The following is a 21,257-nucleotide window of genomic DNA, read 5'->3' as shown; positions in this document are numbered from 1 at the left end:
CGAGCCACATGACCGCAAGCCGGTGAGTACCGTTGAGGGCATGGCTGACCTGCCTTTCGGCTTTTCCTCCGGGGACGACCCCGACCGCGATAAGCCCAAGAAAGACCCCGACGCCGGTGGGGATCCCTTCGGGCTGGGCGGGTCCGAATTCGACATGTCACAGCTCGGCCAGATCTTCAGCAGACTCGGCGAGATGTTCAGCGGCGCCGGCAACGTGATGACCGGCGGCAAGCAGACCGGTCCGGTGAACTACGACCTTGCCCGGCAACTGGCGTCCAGCGCCATCGGGTTCGTCGCGCCGGTGCCGGAGAAGACCACGACCGCGATCTCCGATGCGGTGCATCTGGCAGAGACGTGGCTGGACGGCGCGACCGCGCTGCCTGCCGGCACCACCAAAGCGGCCGCGTGGACCCCGAACGACTGGATCGACAACACGCTGGACACCTGGAAGCGGTTATGCGATCCGGTCGCCGAACAGATCTCGACGGTGTGGGCTTCGGCGTTGCCCGAAGAAGCGAAGAGCATGGCGGCGCCGCTGCTGGCGATGATGTCGCAGATGGGTGGCATGGCGTTCGGCTCGCAGCTCGGTCAGGCGCTGGGCAAGTTGAGCCGCGAAGTGCTGACGTCCACCGACATCGGGCTGCCGCTGGGCCCCAAGGGTGTGGCGGCGTTGATGCCCGAGGCCATCGAATCGCTGTCGGAGGGGCTCGAACAGCCGCGCAGCGAGGTCATCACATTCCTGGCCGCCCGTGAGGCCGCGCACCACCGGTTGTTCAGCCACGTGCCGTGGCTGTCCAGCCAGCTGCTCAACGCGGTCGAGGCGTTCGCCAAGGGCATGAAGATCGACATGAGCGGCATCGAGGACTTCGCGCAGGGCTTCAACCCGGCGGCGCTGACCGATCCCTCGCAGATGGAGCAGCTGCTCAATCAGGGCATCTTCGAGCCCAAGGCGACGCCGGAGCAGACGGCCGCGCTGGAGCGGCTGGAGACGATGCTGGCGTTGATCGAAGGCTGGGTGCAGACCGTCGTCTCCGATGCGCTGGGCGACCGGATCCCCGGCACGCCCGCATTGAGCGAGACGCTGCGCAGGCGCCGCGCCACCGGCGGCCCTGCCGAGCAGACCTTCGCGACCCTGGTCGGGCTGGAGTTGCGGCCGCGCAAGATGCGGGAAGCCGCGGTGCTGTGGGAGCGCCTCACGCAGGCCGTCGGCTCCGACGCGCGTGACGCGGTATGGCAGCACCCTGACCTGCTGCCCACCGCCGAGGACCTCGACGCCCCCGCGGGCTTCATCGACCGGATGATCGGCGGGGACACCAGCGATATGGACGCAGCGATCGACCAGGCGATCGCCGATCTGCAGAAGGAATCCGACAAGGACGACGACACCGAAAACTGAGAATTCCGTTTGGAATTGAACGGTATCGGAGACGTTGGCCGTTTGTCTGATCGACGGGCCGAACCTGCAGGCCCACCGTCGAGAGGACCCTGATGTCGTTGTCTGAACCTGTCGTTGACGTGCACCAGCAGATGATCGAGATGATCTTCGGGTACTGCGTCAGCGGAATCGTCCGCACCGCAGCCGATCTCTCGCTCGCCGACCATCTGGCCGCAGGTCCGCTAACGGCCGACGAGATCGCCGAGCGCGAAACAAGTGCACCCGCAACGACTTTGCGGTTGCTGCGGGCTTGCGCCGCGTTCGGCATGGTCACCGTCGACGACGCCGGTCGATTTCACGGCACCGCACTGCTGGACACCCTGCGCTCCGACGCGCCGCGCTCGTTGAATGCATTCGCCAGGGGCATCACCAACAAGGCGTCGTGGCTGCCGTGGGCGAATATCGCCGCATCGGTGCGCAGTGGGCACAGCCATGCACACAACGCGCTCGGCATGGACTTCTTCGACTATCTCGGGCAGAACCCCTTGCTTGCAGAGGAATTCAGCGCGGCCATGAGCAGCGGCACATCGGTGTGGGCGCCTGAACTCGCCGGACTGATCGACACCAGCAACGTGCGTCGCGCCGTCGACATCGGCGGCGCCAACGGCGCACTGCTGACATTGCTGCAGCGCGCCAACCCGGAACTGCAGGGCGTACTGTTCGACCGGCCGAACATCGCCCAGGACGCGAAGGCGCACATCGCAGCGCACGGCTACGCCGAACGCACCGAGGTGGTCGGCGGCGACTTCTTCGAGTCCGTGCCCGCGGGTGACCTGTACCTGCTGAAGTTCATCCTGCACGACTGGGACGACGAGGACAGCGTGAAGATCCTGCGCAGTTGCCGCAAGGCGATGGAACCCGGCGGCCGGATCGCGATCTTCGAATTCATCGTCGATGACGCCGGTGAGAACAGGCTGGGCGCCATGATGGACCTGAACATGCTCGCCGTCGTCAACGGCCGCGAGCGCACACTGCCGGAGTTCGACGCGCTGCTAAAGCGGGCGGGACTGCGCCGCACCGCGGTGCTGACGGCGGACACTCCACAAAGCGTGATCGAGGCGGTCGCCGCCTAGGCCTGTGGATAACTGGTCGGGGCGCAGCGCGGTCCGTGGCAGAGTCGGCGCATGGAGCGCTACACACTGGATCCGGCGATGCCGGTGCTGCTGCGCCCCGACGGCGCCGTGCAGGTGGGGTGGGACCCGCGGCGCGGGGTGCTGGTACACCCGCCCGCCGGGTTGACCGCGGCAGGCCTGGCCGACCTGCTGCGCGCATTGCAGGCCGGCGCGACACTGGCCGGCCTGCAGGAGCGCTTCGAGGTGGACGCCGGCGACCTCGTCACCTCGCTGATCGAGGCGGGCGTGGTGTCGGTTGCGCCCGAACGGAGGCGCTGCCCGTCCGTCCGGGTGCACGGACGCGGGCCGCTGTCGGATCTGGTCGCCCGCGGGCTGCGGTGCTCGGGCGCCAGGGTGACCCGGTCGAGCATCACGCAAGCGGCCCCGCCCGGGACGACCGACCTGGTGGTGCTGGCCGATTTCCTGGTCGCCGAGCCGCGAGTGGTCCGCGACCTGCACACCGCACGGGTGGCGCACCTGCCGGTGCGACTGCGCGACGGCGCGGGCCTCGTCGGCCCGCTGGTGATTCCCGGGGTGACGAGCTGTCTGCAGTGTGCGGATCTGCACCGCACCGACCGCGACGCCGCGTGGCCCGCGGTCGCATCGCAGTTGCGCAATGTGGTCGGCAGCGCCGACCGAGCCACGGTGCTTGGCACCGCCGCGCTGGCGCTCAATCAGGTCGACCGGGTGATCCGCGCGGTGCGAGACGGCCATGCCGTCGCGGCTTCGGCGGAACCGCCGCCGACGCTTGACACCACGCTGGAGTTCAACGTCGACGCCGGTGCGATCGTGGCGCGCAGGTGGTCGCGCCATCCCCGGTGCTGGTGTTGAAAACCTTTGTTGCCAAGTCGGTGCGAGGCACTCAGAAACGTCAGGGATGATGGTTTGGTGACTGACATCAAACGGGGTCGAGCCGCGCGCAACGCCAAGCTGGCAAGCTTGCCAGTCGGCATGGCGGGTCGGGCCGCGTTGGGCTTCGGCAAACGGCTGACCGGTAAGTCGAAAGACGAGGTCAACGCGGAACTGATGGACAAGGCCGCCCAGCAGTTGTTCACCGTGCTCGGTGAGCTCAAGGGCGGGGCGATGAAAGTCGGGCAAGCGCTGTCGGTGATGGAGGCCGCCATTCCCGAGCAGTACGGCAAGCCGTACCGCGAGGCGTTGACGAAGTTGCAGCGGGAGGCGCCGCCGTTGGCCGCGGCGAAGGTGCACCGCGTGCTCGACGGCCAGCTGGGCACCAAATGGCGCGAACGGTTCTCCTCATTCGACGACACCCCCGTCGCGTCGGCCAGCATCGGCCAGGTCCACAAGGCGGTGTGGTCGGACGGCCGCGAAGTCGCGGTCAAGATCCAGTACCCGGGTGCCGACGAAGCGCTACGGGCGGACCTGAAGACCATGCAGCGGATGGTCAGTGTGCTCAAGCAGCTCTCCCCCGGCGCCGACGTCCAGGGCGTCGTTGACGAGCTGATCGAGCGCACCGAGATGGAGCTCGATTACCGGCTCGAGGCCGATAACCAGCGCGCGTTCGCGAAAGCCTATGAGGGGCATCCGCATTTCGCCGTCCCGCGCATCGTGGCGAGCGCGCCGAAGGTGGTGATCCAGGAATGGATCGAAGGCATTCCGTTGTCGGTGATCATCCGCGAGGGCACCACCGAGCAGCGAGACCTAATGGGCAGCAGGCTTTTTGAACTGACCTACGATGCGCCGCGGCGGCTGGAGATGATGCACGGCGATGCGCATCCGGGGAACTTCATGCTGTTGCCTGACGGCAAGATGGGTGTCATCGACTTCGGCGCGGTGGCACCGATGCCGGGCGGGATCCCAGCCGAGATCGGACTGGCTACGCGGTATGCCCTCAACGATGACTACGACAACCTGCTGACCACCATGCAGGCCATCGGGTTCGTGCAAAAGGGCGAGCAGGTGTCCAAACGCGAAATGGACGAACTGATGCGGCAATACGTGGAGCCGCTCGAGGTCGAGGTCTTCCACTACACACGGAAATGGTTGCAGCGCATCACCGCCGCGAACATGAAGCCGGATCGCGCAGCGGGTCAGATCAAGGCGGCCCGGCAGATGGACATCCCGGCGAAACTGGCCATCCCGATGCGGGTGATCGCCTCCAACGTCGCGATCGCATGCCAACTCGACGCGCACGTGCCCGCCAGGCGTCTTGCCACCGAATTGATTCCCGGCTTCGCCGAGGAGGCGGCCTAGGTCGGCGCGGGGACAACCCGGCAGCGCTTACGCGGCTGCCGAGTTGTCGCCGTTCGTGCTGCCGGCGTGCGCGGCCACAGTGTTCTTGCGCGGCCGTCCACGCGGGCGCTTGCGCGCGATGATCGAGCCGCGCTCGAGGATCTCGCCACCCCAAACACCCCACGGCTCCTGGCGTTCCAGCGCCGCGGCCAAACACTCGCGGCGGATCGGGCAATCCGCGCACAGCGCCTTGGCCTGCTCGAGGTCAAGCGGGTTCTCGGCGAACCACAAATCGGGGTCCCCGACATGACACGGCACCGACAGCATCGATCTCTCACGGCATGTCTCGACTGACATGTCCAGTCCTCTGCTTCCTGGTCGTTACTTCTCGTCGGCCATCTGTCTTCTGATGGATCCCTGACCAGGTGTTCCGATAAAAATGGCCACGGATCCTTGACTGCGGGTCCGTGGCCTTTCGGCTTCGTTCGAGGCGCTCCCTAAGTGGTGCCTCGATCCACGGACTGTCCAGTCGCGGCGGCGTTGCGGCGCTTACGCTGCGGGGTAATGGCGGCCGCGGTTCCCGCGCCTGGGTACGCCCAAAAAGCGGGATGCGCCGGGGCAGCAGCCTCGGCGACATGAAGGGTGCGCGACATGCCGGCAGCCAAAACACCACTGCCTACGCCGGTGAACGCTTCCTTGCTCAACATTGTTCGGGCACCCTCCTTTCGACTCGCGGTGTGATCTTGAGGCTAAGCGTATCAGCTTGAGAACTCAATCGATTTTCTCACCAGCGGTTTTGGCACGATGTTTACGACTTTTGGCGGTGTCTGACCATCGCCAGCACATCCGGGCCGTACTGCTCCAGCTTGCGTGCGCCGATGCCGGGGATGGCGACCAGCGCGGCGTCGTCGGTGGGCAGCGTCTCGGCGATCGCGATCAGGGTGTTGTCGGTGAACACCACATAGGCGGGCACGCTCATCTCTTTGGAGATGCGTAGACGCCACTCCTTGAGTTCGACGAGCAAATCCTCGTCGATGTCGGATGGACATGTCTCACAACGACGCAACATGATGGCAGGCGGAGTGGTCAGCGCACTGTTGCAGACCCGGCAGCGCGGTGTGGCACCGCGGGGACGGCGGGGCTTGCTGGGGCCGCCGTCGCTGGGCGACTGCGGTGCGATGCCGTTGAGAAACCGCGACGGCCGTCGACTCTGCCGACCGCCCGGAGCTCGCGCCAACGCCCAGCTGAGCGCCAAATACACTCTGGCCCTTGTGATTCCGACGTAAAGGAGCCGACGTTCCTCTTCGACCGGCTCACTGTCGGGTCCGTGCGCCAACGCATGCGAGATGGGCAAGGTGTTGTCGGCGAGGCCGACCAGGAACACGGCGTCCCACTCCAGGCCCTTGGCGGCGTGCAGCGACGCCAAGGTGACGCCCTGCACTGTCGGGGGGTGACGGGCGTCGGCACGCTGCCGCAGTTCGGCGAGCAGCGAGCGAAGATCCAGCGTCGGCCGCAGCGCCACCTCTTCGTCGACGAGTTCGGCCAACGCGGTCAGCGCCTCCCACCGCTCGCGGGCCCGGGTTCCGGCGGGCGGTTCTGCGGTCAACCCCAGCGGTTCGAGCACGACGCGTACCACGTCGGGCAGGGCGCCCTCGGCCTCACGCTCGGCGGCCCGTTGCAGCGCCAGCAGCGCCTGGCGGATCTCCTGGCGGCTGAAGAACCCTTCCCCGCCGCGCACCTGGAACGCGACACCGGCCGCGGTGAGCGCCTCTTCGTAGACCTCGGACTGGGCGTTGATGCGGTAGAGCACCGCGATTTCGGAGGCGGGGGTGCCCGACTCGATCAGGTTCTTGATCTTCTTGGCGACCGCGGCGGCCTCTGCCACCTCGTCGGGATGCTCGCTGAAGGTGGGATTCGAACCCGGATCGCGTTGGCCGACCAGGTGCAGCTTGCTGCCCGCCATTCGGCCGCGGGCCGCAGCGATCACCCGGTTCGCCAGCGACACCACCTGCGGTGTGGACCGGTAGTCACGCTCGAGGCGCACCACGGCGGCGTCGGGGAAGCGCCGCGAAAAGTCGAGCAGGTATCGGGGTGTGGCGCCGGTGAACGAGTAGATGGTCTGGTTCGCGTCGCCGACCACCGTGAGGTCGTCGCGGTTGCCGAGCCACGCGTCGAGCACCCGCTGCTGCAACGGGGTGACGTCCTGGTATTCGTCGACGACGAAGCAGCGGTAACGGTCGCGGAATTCCTGCGCCACGCCCGCGTCGTTCTCGATGGCGGCCGCGGTGTGCAGCAGCAGATCGTCGAAGTCGAGCAGTGCCATGTCCTCGTGGCGTGCCTTGAGCTTCTCGTACGCGGCGTAGACGTCGGCGATCTTCGCGGCGTCGAACGGGATGTCGCGCCCCGCCGTCGCGACCGCGCCGGCATAGCCCTCGGGGCTGATCAAAGACGCCTTGGCCCATTCGATTTCGCTTGCGAGGTCGCGCACGTCGTCGGTGCTTGTGGGCAGTCCGATGCGGTTGGCGGCCTGCGCGACGACGGCGAACTTGGTGTCCAGCAGCTGCCATCCGGTGTCGCCGACGACGCGCGGCCAGAAGTAGGACAGCTGACGGCGGGCCGCGGCATGGAACGTCATCGCCTGCACCGAACCGGTGCCGACCCCGTCGTCCAACGCCCGCAACCGGCCGCGCATCTCCCCCGCCGCGCGCGACGTGAAGGTCACCGCCAGCACCTGTTGCGGGGCGACGTGTCCGGCCGCGACGAGGTGGGCGATGCGGCGGGTGATGGTTCGTGTCTTGCCGGTGCCCGCCCCCGCCAGCACGCACACCGGGCCGCGGGCGGCGAGGACGGCTTCGCGCTGTTCGTCGTCGAGGTCAGCGATGAGCTCGTCGCGCGACGAAGGCGCCTCGACCGACATGCGGTCCATCTTGGCAGGGGGCTGTGACATATGCGGGACACAGCGCGGGCATGTTGGCGCGATCCGATACGTTGACAGTCTTATGAGCTCCTCCCTGACCATGTACACCACCTCGTGGTGTGGCTACTGCTTCCGCCTGAAGAAGGTGTTGAAGAACGAAGGCATCGCGTTCACCGAGGTCGACATCGAGACCGATCCCGCGGCGGCGGACTTCGTGGCCTCGGTCAACGGCGGCAATCAGACGGTGCCGACGCTGAAGTTCGCCGACGGGTCGACCCTGACCAACCCGAGTGGTGCCGAGGTCAAGGCAAAGCTGAAGCGATAACCGCCTCGGGGCGGCCTCGCCGTATTCGGCCACGGACGCCGCTGGTGTGGGCTTTTCTGTACGTCACCTGTGAAGGTTTGGTTGCGAAGGAAAGTGGCAAATAGCTAAGCACGCTTTTCTCGCGGGGCGAACCATCGGGGGTGCATGTGGCCACACAGAGAACAGCACTCATCACTGGCATCACCGGTCAGGACGGCAGATATCTCGCCGAGTTGTTGATCTCCAAGGGCTACCGCGTCTACGGGTTGATTCGCGGGCAGAACAACCCGAAGGAACCGTCGCTGTACGAGGAGATCCCGCAACTGCATCTGCTGTACGGCGATGTGCTCGACGTGTCGAGCCTGCGCCAAGCCCTCGACGACGCGCGACCCGACGAGGTGTACAACCTGGCCGCCATAACGTACGTCGGTTATTCCTGGAAGACGGCGCATCTGACGCGCGACGTCACCGGTGGCGGCGTGTTGAACATGCTGGAAGCGGTGCGGGCGTACCAGCAGGCCACCGGGCACGAGGTGCGGTTCTACCAGGCGTCCAGCGCGGAGATGTACGGCAAGGCACGCGAGATCCCGCTGTCCGAGACGTCTGCGTTCCATCCCCGCTCGCCGTACGGCGTCGCCAAGGCGTATGGCCACTACATAACCGTCAACTACCGCGAGTCCTATGGCATGCATGCCAGCTCGGCGATCCTGTTCAATCACGAATCCCCGCGGCGCGGAACGGAATTCGTGACGCGACGGATCTCGAGGGCGGTGGCGCGGATCTCGCTCGGGCTTCAGGACAGCGTGTCGCTCGGCAACTTGGAGGCGTTGCGGGACTGGGGTTTCGCCGGCGACTACGTGCAGGCCATGCATCTGATGCTGCAGCAGGACCAACCGGATGACTACGTGCTCGCCACCGGCGAAGCGCATTCGGTTTCGGAGTTCGTCGACTTGGCCTTCGCCGCGATCGGCGTCTCCGACTGGACGCCGTATGTCCGCGTCGACCAGGCACGCATGCGACCGGCCGAGGTGGACGTGCTCATCGGCGACGCGTCGAAGGCGCATGCGGCGTTGGACTGGAAACCCGAGATGTCGTTCGAGGAACTCGTCGACCTGATGGTGACCAGCGACATCCGCGCCGAGTCAATCAGTCTTGCGCAGCCCAGGATTCGATGATCTCCCTGGCGATGGAGATCGATCCGGGCAGTAGCAACCGCGACGGTGAGTCGCTGTTCCAGTCGCCGTGGGCGAGCGCTTCGCGGATCTCGGCGCGTGTGAACCACGCCGCCTCGGCGATTTCGCCGTCGTTGAACGAGAACTCCTGCTCCGGGTCGCCGATCGCGTGGAAGCCGACCATCAGCGACCGCGGAAACGGCCACGGCTGGCTGCCCAGGTAGCGGACGTCGGACACCGTCAGCCCGATCTCCTCGGCGATCTCGCGCGCGACGCAGGCCTCGAACGACTCGCCCGCCTCGACGAAACCGGCCAGCAGAGAGAACAGCCGCTCGGGCCACACGGTCTGGCGGGCCAGCACGGCGCGGTCGTGGCCGTCGTGGACCAGGCAGATCACGGCGGGGTCGATTCGGGGAAACTCCTCGTGGCCGTTGGCGGCGTTGACGCGCGCCCAACCGCCCTTGATCGGCTTGGTGGGTGCGCCGTCGATCGCGCTGAACCGCGCATGGTCGTGCCAGTTCAGCAGTGCGGTGGCGGTGGCGACGAGTTGTGCGCTGACGTCGTCGAAGATCTGCCCGGCGCGGCGCAGGTCGAGCACCTCGGTCTCGGCGTGCGGGTCCTCGGGGCCTTCCAGGGCTGACCGGATCCCCCACACGTGGCGGCCGTCGGGGAGGCGCCCGAGGAACACGGCGCTCTCCGGTGGCTTGTCACCGAGCTTGGCGGCGTTGCTCAGCACCACTTGGCCACCGGAGATCAGCACCTGGTTGCGGCGGTCGACCCGCAGCAGCAGGGCGTCCGACCAGCCCGCGATGGCCGCGTCGATGTCGGTGCGCAATGCGTCGGCACGGTCCGCCCCGACACGGGACAACAGCGGGACGTTGCGAAGCTCGAAACTCCTTGTCATCGCTCGGCTTCCGCGCTGCGGATGTAGAGCAGCCGGTCGCCGAGCTCGAGGGCGTCCACCTCAGGGGCGTCGACGCGCAACAGCTCGCCGCCCCGCACGACGCCGAGCACGATGTCGGAAAGGTGCCGCGGCGAACCGCCCGCCTCCTTGGGGCTGACTTCGCGTTCGGCCAATGCGAACCCCGCGTCGGGCGTCAGTAGGTCTTCCATCATCTCGACAACGCTCGGTGTCTGCGTGGCGATTCCGAGCAGCCGGCCCGCGGTCTCGGACGACACCACCGTCGAATCCGCGCCGGACTGCTGCAGCAGGTGCTGATTCTCGGCTTCCCGTGCGGCGGCGATGATCTTGGCCTTGGGCGCCAACTCGCGGGCGGTCAAGGTCACCAGCACCGCACTCGCGTCGTCGTCTGTCGCGACGATGATCGACTTGGCGTGCTGGGCGCTGGCCAACCGCAGCACCTCGGACTTGGTCGCGTCACCGTGCACGGTGACAAGGCCCGCGCTTCTCGCCCGTTCGAGCGCCGTGACGTTCTCGTCGACGACGACGATGTCGGCGGGCGCCACCTCGTCGCCGACCATCGCGGCCACCGCCGTTCTGCCTTTGGTGCCGTAACCGATGACGACGGTGTGGTTGCGCACTCTGCTCCTCCATCGCTGGATCTTCAACGCCTGGCGCGACTGGGTGGTCAGCGTCTCCACAGTGGTACCGATGAGGACGATCAGGAAGGCGATCCGCAGCGGTGTGATCACCAGCACGTTGACCAGTCGAGCGCCCGGCGTGAACGGCGTGATGTCGCCGTATCCGGTGGTCGACAACGAGACTGTCGCGTAGTACAGGCAGTCCAGAAACGACAGCCGGTTGTCCTGGACGTCGCGGTAGCCGTCACGGTCGAGGTACACGATCATCACCGCCGCGAACAGCGCCAACGTCGCGTAGATGATCCGGCGGAAAATGCGCTGACCAGGACTGACAAATGGTTCGGGGATGCGGAGGATGTCGACGAGCGCGGCGTCCGGTCGTGAGGACAGGTTCTCGTCGATCGCCTCGAGGCGGCGTCGCAACCTGCCTTTAGCCACGGGTACCCGCCATCGATCCGAGTGGGCGCACGCCACAATGTAACCATGACCTCTCCCCCACCCGAACTGCAGCAGATCGCCAACCCGGCACCGGCCTTGCGGATAGCCGCGATGCTGTTCGGCATCGGCGCGTTGCATTTCGTTGCGCCCAAGCCATTCGACGACATCGTCCCGGCCGAGCTTCCTGGCAGCCAGCGGTTCTACACCTATGCCTCGGGGGTGGCGGAGTTGACCACCGGCGCGCTGCTGCTCTCGCCGCGCACCCGCAAGCTGGGCGCATTGGCGGCGGTCGCGCTGTTCCTGGCGGTGTGGCCTGCGAACTTCAACATGTGCCGGCTGTGGAAGGACAAGCCGCTGTTCATGCGGCTTGGCGCGTTCGCCCGGCTGCCACTGCAGATCCCGATGATCGCTTCGGCGCTGAAGATCTACCGCAGCTCCTAAGCGGCGTCCAGCAGCGCCACGAGGTCGTCGGCGCCGGGCAGCGCGTCGGGGGTGACGGTCCGCCCGGATCGGACGTAATGGAAGACCGCGCGGACCTTGTCGGGCGGACAATCGTCCAGTTGCGCCCACGCCAGCCGGTACACCGCGAGCTGAATCGCCGCCTGCTGCATGGCTTCTGGTGTGCCGGGCGGATCGCCGGTCTTCCAGTCCACCACGGTGGCGCCGCCGTCGTCGTCGGCGAAGACCGCGTCGATCCGGCCCCGCACGACGCGCCCCGCTAGCACCATGTCGAACGGCACCTCGACGTCGATCGGTGTGCGGGCCGCCCACGGCGAGAGCGCGAACGCCGCCTGCAGTTCGGCGAGTTCCTCGGCGTCTCCGGCGTCGCGATCCATCGCGCCGGGCAGGTCGTCGAGGTCGAATAGCCGCTCGGCGTGGAAGAACCTTTGCACCCAGTCGTGAAATGCGGTGCCCAGCAGAGCATGTGGATCGGGGCGGGTGGGCAGGCGGCGGCGCATCCGCTGGACGACCGCATCCGGCTCACGCCCCAACTCGACCAGCGTGCTGACCGAAAGTTGACCGGGCAACGGCGGCGCGGGCTTTTCTTGGGCGCGGTCACGCTCGGCCAGCAGTGCGTCGACGTCGGCGACCCAACCGTTGTCGGCGTCGACTTCCAAGCCACCTGACATTGCCTGCGCCACCATCGCCGCCCCGGTGTCAACGTGCGGTCGCTGCACACCGACGGGATCGGTGGGCCACAGCGCTTCGACGACCTTGTCGCGCAGTGGGTTCGGGGTGCCGTCAGGTGGCGCCGGCGCCCAGTGTTCGATGACGCCACACGGGTCGCCTGCGGCCTCCGACGCCTCGATGATGTCCTTGAGTTCACACAGGAAAGCGGACGGGCCACGCGGTTTGGCCTCCGAGGCGCCCCAGTGATGGCCCGACAGCAGCAGCGTATCCTCGGCGCGGGTCAGCGCGACGTAGAGCAGCCTGCGCTCCTCGTCGGTACGCCGCTGCTCCAGGCTGCGCTTGTGGTCGGATATCTTGTCCGACAACCTCTTTCGGTCGTTGACGTCCGACGTGTCGAGTACCGGGACGCCGTGCTCCGACACGGTGGCCCTGTCACCACGCAGCAGCGGCGGCAGATCACCGGCGTCGGTGAGCCAGGTGCGCGCCGACGCCGTGGAGGGAAACACCCGGCCGCTCAAGTGCGGCACCGCGACGACCTGCCATTCCAGCCCCTTGGCGGCGTGCACGGTCAGGATCTGGACGCGGTCGTTGGCGACGCTGATCTCGGCGGGCGCGAGGCCGTTTTCCACCTGTTCGGCGGCGTCGAGGTAGGCGAGCAGGCCGAGCACGGTGGCACCCGGTCGCGCGGCCACGTCGGCGACCACGTCGGCGAACGCGTCGAGGTGTTCGGCGCCGGACCACCCGGCGCTGACCGGCACGGCGGCGCGGACCTCGGCGTCGAGGCCGAGCACCCGACGCACCTCGGCGACGAGGTCGGGCAGCGGGTGCGTCAAATGTGCTCGCAACGCGGTCAACTCGCGGCCGAGCGCGACGATGCGGCGATACCCGGCCTCGGAGTAGGCGTCCGCCGGTCCCGGATCGCAGATCGCGTCGGCCAGACACGCCGCGTCCGCGTCCGCGGCGGCCTGCGCGACGATCTGCTCGGTGCTGACCTCACGTGTCGGCCGGTCGTCCAGTTCGACCGCGCGGCGCCACAGCGCGGCGACGTCGCGACCGCCGAGCCGCCACCGGGGTCCGGTGAGCACCCGCATCGCCGCCGACCCCGCGGTGGGATCGGCCACCAGGCGCAGCATGGCCACCAGGTCCGCGACCTCGGGCACCGCCAGCAGCCCGGCCAGGCCGACGACCTCCACCGGGACGCCGCGTGCGGTCAGCGCGTCGGCCATCGGAGCGGCATCGGCGTTGCGCCGTACGAGCACTGCCGCGGTAGGTGCGGCGACGCCGTTCTCACGTGCGCCGTGATAGCTGCCCGCCAAGTGGTCTGCCAGCCAATCACGTTCGGCGGCAACGTCATTAAACAGAGCGCAACGAATGACGCCTGGCTGGGCGTCCGGCCGGGGCCGCAGGGACCGCACCGCGACGGATCGGCGCCGGGCTTCGGCGGACACCGCGTTGGCCAAGTGCAGCGCCCGCGGCGGATTGCGCCAGCTGGTCCGCAATTCCAAAGTGGGAGCGGGTGTGCCGTCGGCGAGGGGGAAGTCGGTGGTGAAGCGCGGCAAGTTGGTCGCCGACGCGCCACGCCAGCCGTAGATCGACTGGATCGGATCGCCGACGGCCGTCAGCGCCAGACCGTCGTCGACGCCGCGGCCGAACAGCGACGACAACGCCACCCGCTGGGCGTGCCCGGTGTCCTGGTATTCGTCGAGCAACACCACCCGGTAGCGGTCCCGCAGTTGCGCGCCGACTTGTGGGAACGTCGACGCCAGCTGGGCGGCCGAGGCCATCTGCATGCCGAAGTCCATCACCTTCTCGGCTCGCATGCGCGCGTGCAGCGCGTCGATCAGCGGCACCAGTTCGGTGCGCTCGGTCTGAGTGGCCAACATGCGCAGCAGCCATTGGCTGGGCCCGCGGTCGCGCTGGTAGGGCCCGGCGGGCAGCGTGTGCACCAGCCGTTCCAGCTCGACGTGGGTGTCGCGCAGTTGTGCGGTGTCGACGAGGTGCTCGGCGAGCTGTCCCGACAGCCGCAGCATCATCGCGGTGATAGCGGCTGGGCTCTTCTCCGTGTCGAGGTGCTGCGGGTGCTCGCAAACCACCCGAAACGCCAACTGCCACAATTCGGTTTCGCTGAGCAGCCTGGTGTCCGGCTCGACCGGCAGCAGCAGGCCGTGCTCGCGTAGCAGGGTGCCTGCGAACGCGTGATAGGTGCTGACGGTGGCCGGGTCGTCGGTGACGTCTGCAGGGGGGACGAGGCCTGCACCCGCCAGCCTGGCCAGCCGGGTGCGGACCCGGCGCAGCAGTTGGCCCGCGGCCTTGCGGGTGAACGTCAACCCGAGCACCTGGCCGGGGCGGGCGTACCCGTTGGCGACCAGCCATACCACCCTGGCCGCCATGGTCTCGGTCTTGCCCGCGCCCGCACCGGCGATGACGACCAGTGGACCCGGCGGTGCGGCGATCACCGCGGCCTGCTCGTCGGTGGGCGCGAAAAGACCTAGCGCTGAGGCCAATTCGGCCGGGCTGTAGCGCGCGGTCATGCTCGTCCTCCTGCTGCGTGTTGGGCCGGGCACATGGCGCGCACCGGACAATGCGTGCAGCCGTCGTTGATCCGCGCGATGAACTGCGGGCCCTTCGTGGCGGCCGCCGCGTGCTGCACCAACTCGAGCCATTCCGCGCGGGAGTCGGCGTTCTGTGGATCCTGCACCCGTTCGGTGGCGCCCCCCGCCGACGTCTTGCCGAGATAAACCAGCCTTCCCCCGCCGGGTGTTTCACCCTGCGGCAGCAGCCCTTCGGCGACCGCCAACTGGTACAGCGCCAGCTGAGCGTGGCGTTTGGCTTCGTCCTTGCTGACTGGGGTCTTGCCGGTCTTGATGTCGACGACCACCAACCGGCCCGCCGCGTCACGCTCCAGCCGGTCCAGCCGCCCGCGTACCCGCACCCCATGCCCGACTACCCCGTCGACGTCGATCTCGGTGCCGACTTCGGTGAGCTCTCGGCGGGTCTGCGCCCGCCACTCCGCGAACGCCGAGAGCATCGCGCGGTGGCGCGCGAGTTCGTTGTCCGAATACCACTGTGCGTCGAACGGCAGCTTGCTCCATAGCTTTTCGAGCTCGTTGAGCATCTGGTTCTCGGCCTTACCCGGCTCGGCGACCAACGCGTGCAGCAGTGTGCCGACCGCGGACCTGACGTCTCGCCCGTCGGTGCCGCCGTGACGTTCGAGCAACCACCGCAACGGGCAGTCGGTCAGGGTCTGCAGCGTCGACGGTGACACCGTGACCACGTGATCGTCGCCTTCCCACAACGGCGCGTCGCTGGACAGCGACGTCATGCCGTACCACTGCTGCGGGTCGGCACCGGTGACACCCGCCAGCGCGAGGCGCGCCAATTGCGTTGCCGCGCAGGCTCGTGCGGCGTCGTCGACCATTCTCGGCGCTGCGCACACCACCGCACGTAGCCGACCGACCAGGTCGGGCGGGGACAGCACCGGCGGCGCCTGGATGGGTGCGGGCGGGTCGGTGTCGGCGTCGGTCGCCAGCGCCGACAACTCGTAGCAGAACGGCGACGGCAGCATCGCCTCGTCCCCGCCGTCGCTGTCGACGGCGGTCACCAGCAGGCGGGTACGTGCGCGGCCCATCGCGGCGATCAACAACCTGCGTTCCTCGGCGAGCAGCGGCGCGCGACTGGACAGTCCGCGGTCGGCCTCCGTCACGACGCCGTCCATCACGTCGACGAGGCGCTGGGTGCCCAGCACGCCGCCGCGCGGAGTCGTGTTGGGCCACAGCCCTTCCTGCAGACCCGCGATGACGACGAACTCCCACTCCCGGCCCAGCGCGGCATGGGCGCTGACGACGGCGACCGCATCGGGCTGCGGGCGCTGATCACGCGAAGCCGCGGGCGCCCCCATCGCCTGGACGTGGTCGATGAGGCCGCGCAGCGACGCGCCCGTCGTCCGGCTCACGTACTGCTCGGCCACATCGAACAGCGCGGTCACCGCGTCGAGGTCGCGGTCGGCCTGCGCGCCGCCGAGGCCGCCGCGCTCGCTGGCCGCGAGCCAGCGCCGCTGCAGACCGGACCGATGCCAGGCCTGCCAGAGGATGTAGCGGGGATCCAGACCGTCCTGCGCTGCGCCGCGCGCGGCGGCGAGCACCGTGCGCACGCGGCGCAGCGGACGGCCGAGTTCGGCGGAGAGCCCGTCGGAGTCGGCGTCGAGGGCGTCGACGAGCAGATCGGTGAACTCGCGCGGCGGCTGACTGCCGTCGACGCGGCGCAGCGCCCGGCGCACCTGGCGCAGCGAGACCGGATCCACCCGGCCGATGGGCCCGGTCAGCAGCGACAGCGCCCGTTCGCCGTCCAGCCCGTGCGTCGTGGCGTCGAGCACCGTCAGCAGCGCGCGCACCGCGGGCTGCTCGGCCAACGGCGTGTTTGAAGACGGGGCGTCCACCGGCACACCCGCCGAGAGGAGCGCACGGGCCAGCGGCGCACCCGTCCGCGGCACCGAACGCACGATCACCGCCATCTGCGACCACGGCACGCCATCGACCAGGTGCGCGCGGCGCAGCGCATCCGCGATCAGAGCCGACTCGGCGTGCGGTGTCGCGGCAATGCGGACGTGCAAGGAGCCGGGGCCGCGCTCGGCACCGGTCACCCCGGGCTCGGCGCCTGGCAGCCGCCGGGTGACCGCGGTGATGGCGTCGGCGATGACGGGTGCGCACCGGAGTGACCGGGTGAGCGTGATGGCGGGCTCGTCGCCGCGCAGCAGGGAGGGGTCGGCCCCGCGGTAGCTGAACACCGATTGGGTGACGTCGCCGGCGACGATGGTCAGCTCGGCGCCTGCCGACAGCACGCGGACGAGGCGGGCTGCCTGTGGATCGAGGTGCTGCGCGTCGTCGACCAGAAGCAGCTTGATCCGATTGCGCTCGGCGGCAAGCAGGTCGGCGTCGGTGGCCAGCGCTTCGAGCGCGGCGCCGACCAGTTCGGCGGCGCCCAGTGCGGGCACAGTGGCCTGCGGTGCGGCCATGCCGACGGCGGAGCGCAACAGCATGATCTGTTCGTAGGCTTGCGCGAACTGTCCTGCGGCGAGCCATTCCGGCCTGCCGTAGCTGCGTCCGATGCGTTGCAGCGCAAGGGGATCCACGCCGCGCTCGGTGCAGCGCGCCAACAGGTCACGCAGTTCCGCTGCGAACCCGACGGTGCTCAACGCCGGGCGGAGCTGGCTGGGCCACGCCACCGGAGAGGCGTCGCCGTCCTCGAGGTCGCCTGCTAGCAGTTCACGGATGATGCCGTCCTGCTCGGCGCTGGTGATCAGGCGCGGCGGCGGATCGCCGTTGCGCTGCGCGGCCAGCCGCAGCACCGCGAACGCGTAGGAGTGCACGGTGCGGACCAGCGGTTCGCGGACCACCGCGCGGCTGCCCGCCGACAACAGCGCCGACGTGATGGCTGCGCGCGCCTTGGCGCCGAGCCGGGCCGAACCCGTCAGCAGCAGAACCGATTCCGGATCGCTGCCGGCGCCGATGTGGGCCGTGGCGGCGCGAATCAGCAAGCTGCTCTTGCCCGTACCGGCTCCGCCGAGCACGCGCACCACGCCGCGCAAGCCAGGTTCGGTCAAGGAGGCCGGCGTCAGTTCGGTCTGCGGTGCGGACATGTTGGCATGACACCACGGGGGTCCGACAAGCGGCCCTCTTCGGCTGCTGGCAGCATCGACTCCGTGACCGATCTGCTGCACGTACACCGCTTCGGACCGTCCCGCCCACCGCAGATATTGGCCGTGCACGGTTTGACGGGCCACGGCCTGCGATGGCAGACGCTGGCCACCCGGCACCTGCCCGACTACGCGATCGTCGCACCGGACCTGATCGGGCACGGGCGGTCGTCGTGGGCCGCGCCGTGGAACATCGACGCTAATGTCGCCGCACTGGCCGACGTGCTCGACGCCGAAGCCGAGGGCCCGGTGGTCGTGGTCGGGCATTCGTTCGGCGGGGCGGTGGCGCTGAATCTGGCTGCGGCACGGCCGGATCTGGTGGCGTCGCTGGTGCTGCTCGACCCCGCCGTCGGTCTCGACGGCGACTGGATGCGCGAAATCGCCGACGACATGTTCGCCTCGCCCGACTACACCGACCGTGCGGAGGCCCGCTCGGAGAAGGTCAACGGCTCGTGGGGCGAGGTCGATGCGGGCGAACTGGACCGCGAACTCGACGAGCACCTGATCGACCTGCCCGGTGGCCGGGTCGGCTGGCGGATCAGCATCCCGGCGATGTTGTCGTACTGGAGTGAGCTGGCCAGACCAATCCGTCTGCCCCGCAACGGCATACCGATCACCCTGGTGGTCGCCACCAAGACCCGGCCGCCGTATGTGACCGAGGAACTGCGGACCCGACTGGCCGAGCGGTCCGACTTCACGCTGGTGGAGTTCGATTGCGATCACATGGTGCCCCAGGCGCGGCCCGCCGAGACCGCGGCGGTGATCGAACAGTTGGCGGGCGGCTGAAATGGCCGCGATCACCGACGAGCAGGTCGAGGCGGTACGCGCACTCGTCGCTGCCATCCCGGCAGGCCGGGTGTCGACCTACGGCGACATCGCCGACGCCGCGGGGCTGTCCAGCCCGCGCATCGTCGGGTGGATCATGCGCACCGACTCGTCGGATCTGCCGTGGCACCGGGTCATCCGGGCGTCGGGCAGGCCCGCGCCGCATCTGACCACTCGGCAACTGGAACTGCTGCGCGCCGAGGGCGTGCTGGCCAGCGACGGCCGCGTCGACCTGGCCGCGGTGCGCCACGAGTTCTGAAGCCATCGCGCCGAGTGTGGGGTCGTGACACGCCGCAGGCCCGTTTTGCGTGCGGGTAACCCACGTTCGGCGCGCCTGAGCGCTACAGCACCAAACGCACCAGGGCCGCCGTCCGGGCCAGACCGGGAAACGCCGCGGCCGTCGACCGCGGATGCAGTGCATGCACGGCGAGCCGGAACATCAACGCCCGCAACAGCATCTGCGGCCACTCCGGCAGCGGGCTCCAGCGCTCGATCAGCCCGTCGTCGGCCTCACCCCACGACAGCGCGTCGACGACCACCACGCCCGCCGCCCACGACGCCGGCCGCCAGTACGGCGTGATGTCGGTGATGCCGGGCGCCGCTGTGCCCGCGAAAAGTACTGTGCCGTAGAGGTCGCCGTGTACAAGTTGGTTCGGGCTCTTGGTCGGTCGGCGCAGCGCAGCCAGTTGATTGATCAGCTCCACCGAACGTTGGCCGTCCGCGGTGCCCGGCGACACCCGCGCACCCGGGGGCAGGTTGTGCAGCGGGCGCTCCTCCCACGCGGCGCGGTCGGCCGCGATGAACACGTCCACGTCGGCCCACGGCGCGACGGGCGGCTGCGTCAGGAAGCGCGGCCGTTCGAGCTTCGCCGTCGCTTCGTGAAGCCGCACCGCCGCCGAGACCACTTCGTCGTGGCGCGGTTCGGGCGTTCCCGCGACGTAGGTGTCGGCGCGCCAACCGGCCACCACATAGCGGCCGTCGGTCGAGCGCACCGGGCGGGCCAGCCGCACTCCGTCGACGAACAACGTCTCGCGAACCTTGGCCGACCATGCGGCGCGGGCGTGATCGGCCACCATCGACAGCACGACCTCGCCACAGCGCCAGCCACCCTCCCAGCTGGAGCCGAGCGCGACCGGGCGCACACCCGTCAAGCCGAACGCCGCCAGCACATGGTCCGGCGGCCGTTCGACAGTCACCACCTCAGCCTAAAGCGAAGTGCGGCAAAGACGCCGTTAGTACATCACCATGTCGGGTTCGAGTTGCGTGCCCCATGCGACGATCCCGCCCTGCACATGTACGGCGTCGGAGAAGCCTGCCTTCTTCACGATGGCCAACACCTCGGCCGAGCGAACGCCGGTCTTGCAGTAGAACACCGGGGTTTTGTCCACCTGGAGCTTGGCCAACGCCTCGCCGGACTCGAACGCGCCCTTCGGAATCAGTTCGGCGCCTTCGATGTGGTTGATGTCCCATTCGACGGGCTCGCGAACGTCGATCAACGCCAACGGCTTACCGGAGTCCATCAACTCGCGCAGTTCCCGCGGGGTGATGGTGGAATCCGCCGCGGCCTCAGCGGCCGCCTCGGACACCACGCCGCAGAACTCCTCGTAGTCGATCAGTTCGGTGATCTTGGGCGTCGCCGGATCCTTGCGGATCTTGATGGTGCGATAGCTCATGTCCAGTGCGTCGTACACCATCAACCGGCCCAGCAGGGGCTCCCCGATGCCGGTGATCAGCTTGATGGCTTCGGTGCCCATCACCGACGCGATCGACGCGCACAGAATGCCGAGCACACCGCCCTCGGCGCATGACGGCACCATTCCAGGTGGCGGCGGTTCCGGGTAGAGATCGCGGTAGTTCAGGCCCCGCTCATTGCCGACCTCATCGGCCGGCGCGTCTTCCCAGAACACCGACACCTGGCCCTCGAAGCGGTAGATCGACCCCCACACGTACGGCTTGCCTGCCAGCACGGCGGCGTCGTTGACCAGATAGCGGGTCGCGAAGTTGTCGGTGCCGTCCAGGATCAGGTCGTACTGCTTGAACAGGTCGACGGCGTTGTCCGGTTCCAGGCGGAACTCGTGCAGGCGGACCTCGACAAGCGGATTGACCTCGAGGATGGAGTCGCGCGCGCTCTCGGCCTTGGACCGGCCGATGTCGGACTGGCCGTGAATGATCTGGCGCTGCAGGTTCGACTCATCGACCACGTCGAACTCGACGATGCCGATGGTGCCCACGCCCGCGGCGGCCAGGTACAGCAGCGTCGGCGAACCCAGTCCGCCCGCGCCGATGACCAGCACCTTGGCGTTTTTCAGCCGCTTCTGTCCGGCCAACCCCACGTCCGGGATGATGAGGTGGCGGCTGTAGCGCTGAACTTCTTCACGAGTGAGCTCGGCCGCCGGTTCTACCAGCGGCGGCAACGGTGTCGGCACCGAACTGCTCCTTATTTGACGGTCACTGCAGTACCCAGCACAACGGTAGTCCGGTCCCGATGCTTCCCGA

Annotated in this window: 17 protein-coding genes; 9 read left to right on the top strand and 8 right to left on the bottom strand. The window is 68.5% G+C overall.

Annotated features, from left to right (window positions below; genetic code table 11):
- Positions 1-22: 22 nt before the first annotated feature.
- The 4 genes from A5724_RS15060 (at position 23) to A5724_RS15045 (ending at position 4,761) form a co-directional block, all read left to right on the top strand.
- Positions 23-1,396 (top strand): zinc-dependent metalloprotease, encoded by a 1,374-nt coding sequence (locus A5724_RS15060; protein ID WP_197518667.1) that lies wholly within the window; start codon positions 23-25, stop codon positions 1,394-1,396.
- A gap of 98 nt (positions 1,397-1,494) precedes the next feature.
- The gene (locus A5724_RS15055) at positions 1,495-2,508 is read left to right on the top strand and encodes a methyltransferase (RefSeq protein WP_197518666.1); all 1,014 of its coding nucleotides are present in this window, start codon (positions 1,495-1,497) and stop codon (positions 2,506-2,508) included.
- A 51-nt stretch (positions 2,509-2,559) separates the two neighbouring features.
- Positions 2,560-3,378, top strand: a complete 819-nt coding sequence (locus tag A5724_RS15050; protein WP_067803035.1) for a cyclodehydratase — start codon at positions 2,560-2,562, stop codon at positions 3,376-3,378.
- A gap of 9 nt (positions 3,379-3,387) precedes the next feature.
- Positions 3,388-4,761 (top strand): AarF/ABC1/UbiB kinase family protein, encoded by a 1,374-nt coding sequence (locus tag A5724_RS15045; RefSeq protein ID WP_067803188.1) that lies wholly within the window; start codon positions 3,388-3,390, stop codon positions 4,759-4,761.
- Positions 4,762-4,788: 27 nt separating this feature from the next.
- Here the strand turns inward: A5724_RS15045 and A5724_RS15040 are convergent, their stop codons facing one another.
- Positions 4,789-5,097, bottom strand: a complete 309-nt coding sequence (locus A5724_RS15040) for a WhiB family transcriptional regulator (RefSeq protein WP_067803032.1) — start codon at positions 5,095-5,097, stop codon at positions 4,789-4,791.
- A 451-nt stretch (positions 5,098-5,548) separates the two neighbouring features.
- Complete coding sequence (locus A5724_RS15035; RefSeq protein WP_197518665.1) at positions 5,549-7,657, bottom strand: ATP-dependent DNA helicase UvrD2; 2,109 nt, start codon at positions 7,655-7,657, stop codon at positions 5,549-5,551.
- Between the two features lie 82 nt (positions 7,658-7,739).
- Between A5724_RS15035 and mrx1 the strand changes: the two genes are divergently transcribed.
- On the top strand, positions 7,740-7,982 hold the full coding sequence (mrx1, locus tag A5724_RS15030) for a mycoredoxin Mrx1 (protein WP_067803029.1): 243 nt from the start codon (positions 7,740-7,742) through the stop codon (positions 7,980-7,982).
- 146 nt (positions 7,983-8,128) lie between these two features.
- The gene (locus A5724_RS15025; RefSeq protein ID WP_067803182.1) at positions 8,129-9,136 is read left to right on the top strand and encodes a GDP-mannose 4,6-dehydratase; all 1,008 of its coding nucleotides are present in this window, start codon (positions 8,129-8,131) and stop codon (positions 9,134-9,136) included.
- On the opposite strand, the gene nudC is transcribed toward A5724_RS15025, so the two are convergent.
- Together nudC and A5724_RS15015 are read right to left on the bottom strand one after the other, a co-directional pair.
- On the bottom strand, positions 9,108-10,037 hold the full coding sequence (gene nudC, locus A5724_RS15020) for an NAD(+) diphosphatase (RefSeq protein ID WP_067803026.1): 930 nt from the start codon (positions 10,035-10,037) through the stop codon (positions 9,108-9,110). The two genes, A5724_RS15025 and nudC, sit on opposite strands and share 29 nt — an antisense overlap.
- A complete protein-coding gene (locus A5724_RS15015) occupies positions 10,034-11,113 on the bottom strand; it encodes a TrkA family potassium uptake protein (RefSeq protein WP_067803023.1) in 1,080 nt (359 codons plus the stop codon). Before A5724_RS15015 ends, nudC begins: the two co-directional genes overlap by 4 nt.
- A gap of 45 nt (positions 11,114-11,158) precedes the next feature.
- On the opposite strand from A5724_RS15015, the gene A5724_RS15010 reads away from it, so the two are divergent.
- Positions 11,159-11,554 (top strand): hypothetical protein, encoded by a 396-nt coding sequence (locus A5724_RS15010; RefSeq protein ID WP_067803020.1) that lies wholly within the window; start codon positions 11,159-11,161, stop codon positions 11,552-11,554.
- Here A5724_RS15010 and A5724_RS15005 read toward each other — a convergent pair.
- Together A5724_RS15005 and A5724_RS15000 are read right to left on the bottom strand one after the other, a co-directional pair.
- Entirely contained in the window at positions 11,551-14,775 is a 3,225-nt protein-coding gene (locus A5724_RS15005) for an ATP-dependent DNA helicase (protein ID WP_067803017.1), read from the bottom strand. The two genes, A5724_RS15010 and A5724_RS15005, sit on opposite strands and share 4 nt — an antisense overlap.
- The gene (locus A5724_RS15000; protein WP_067803014.1) at positions 14,772-17,879 is read right to left on the bottom strand and encodes an ATP-dependent DNA helicase; all 3,108 of its coding nucleotides are present in this window, start codon (positions 17,877-17,879) and stop codon (positions 14,772-14,774) included. Before A5724_RS15000 ends, A5724_RS15005 begins: the two co-directional genes overlap by 4 nt.
- Positions 17,880-17,942: 63 nt before the next feature.
- On the opposite strand from A5724_RS15000, the gene A5724_RS14995 reads away from it, so the two are divergent.
- Both A5724_RS14995 and A5724_RS14990 read left to right on the top strand, forming a co-directional pair.
- Positions 17,943-18,722: an alpha/beta fold hydrolase gene (locus A5724_RS14995; RefSeq protein ID WP_067803012.1), complete on the top strand. Its 780-nt coding sequence runs from the start codon at positions 17,943-17,945 to the stop codon at positions 18,720-18,722.
- A gap of 1 nt (position 18,723) precedes the next feature.
- Positions 18,724-19,020, top strand: a complete 297-nt coding sequence (locus tag A5724_RS14990) for an MGMT family protein (protein WP_067803010.1) — start codon at positions 18,724-18,726, stop codon at positions 19,018-19,020.
- An 82-nt stretch (positions 19,021-19,102) separates the two neighbouring features.
- Here the strand turns inward: A5724_RS14990 and A5724_RS14985 are convergent, their stop codons facing one another.
- Both A5724_RS14985 and moeZ read right to left on the bottom strand, forming a co-directional pair.
- Entirely contained in the window at positions 19,103-19,957 is an 855-nt protein-coding gene (locus A5724_RS14985) for a TIGR02569 family protein (RefSeq protein WP_067803179.1), read from the bottom strand.
- A 36-nt stretch (positions 19,958-19,993) separates the two neighbouring features.
- On the bottom strand, positions 19,994-21,187 hold the full coding sequence (gene moeZ / locus A5724_RS14980; RefSeq protein WP_067803002.1) for an adenylyltransferase/sulfurtransferase MoeZ: 1,194 nt from the start codon (positions 21,185-21,187) through the stop codon (positions 19,994-19,996).
- Between the last annotated feature and the right edge of the window lie 70 nt (positions 21,188-21,257).

Source organism: Mycobacterium sp. ACS1612, from assembly GCF_001667505.1.
Classification (GTDB): Bacteria; Actinomycetota; Actinomycetes; order Mycobacteriales; family Mycobacteriaceae; genus Mycobacterium.
The sequence above is the reverse complement of the archived record's forward strand: the minus strand, read 5'-3'. Positions and strand labels throughout refer to the sequence as shown.

Bases quoted from the DNA above. Each gene is read 5' to 3' on its own strand.
- A5724_RS15050 (WP_067803035.1), top strand. From the start codon at position 2,560: ATGGAGCGCTACACACTGGATCCGGCGATGCCGGTGCTGCTGCGCCCC.
- A5724_RS15040 (WP_067803032.1), bottom strand. From the start codon at position 5,097: ATGTCAGTCGAGACATGCCGTGAGAGATCGATGCTGTCGGTGCCGTGT.
- A5724_RS15035 (WP_197518665.1), bottom strand. From the start codon at position 7,657: ATGTCGGTCGAGGCGCCTTCGTCGCGCGACGAGCTCATCGCTGACCTC.
- mrx1 (WP_067803029.1), top strand. From the start codon at position 7,740: ATGAGCTCCTCCCTGACCATGTACACCACCTCGTGGTGTGGCTACTGC.
- nudC (WP_067803026.1), bottom strand. From the start codon at position 10,037: ATGACAAGGAGTTTCGAGCTTCGCAACGTCCCGCTGTTGTCCCGTGTC.
- A5724_RS15010 (WP_067803020.1), top strand. From the start codon at position 11,159: ATGACCTCTCCCCCACCCGAACTGCAGCAGATCGCCAACCCGGCACCG.
- A5724_RS15005 (WP_067803017.1), bottom strand. From the start codon at position 14,775: ATGACCGCGCGCTACAGCCCGGCCGAATTGGCCTCAGCGCTAGGTCTT.
- A5724_RS15000 (WP_067803014.1), bottom strand. From the start codon at position 17,879: ATGTCCGCACCGCAGACCGAACTGACGCCGGCCTCCTTGACCGAACCT.
- A5724_RS14990 (WP_067803010.1), top strand. From the start codon at position 18,724: ATGGCCGCGATCACCGACGAGCAGGTCGAGGCGGTACGCGCACTCGTC.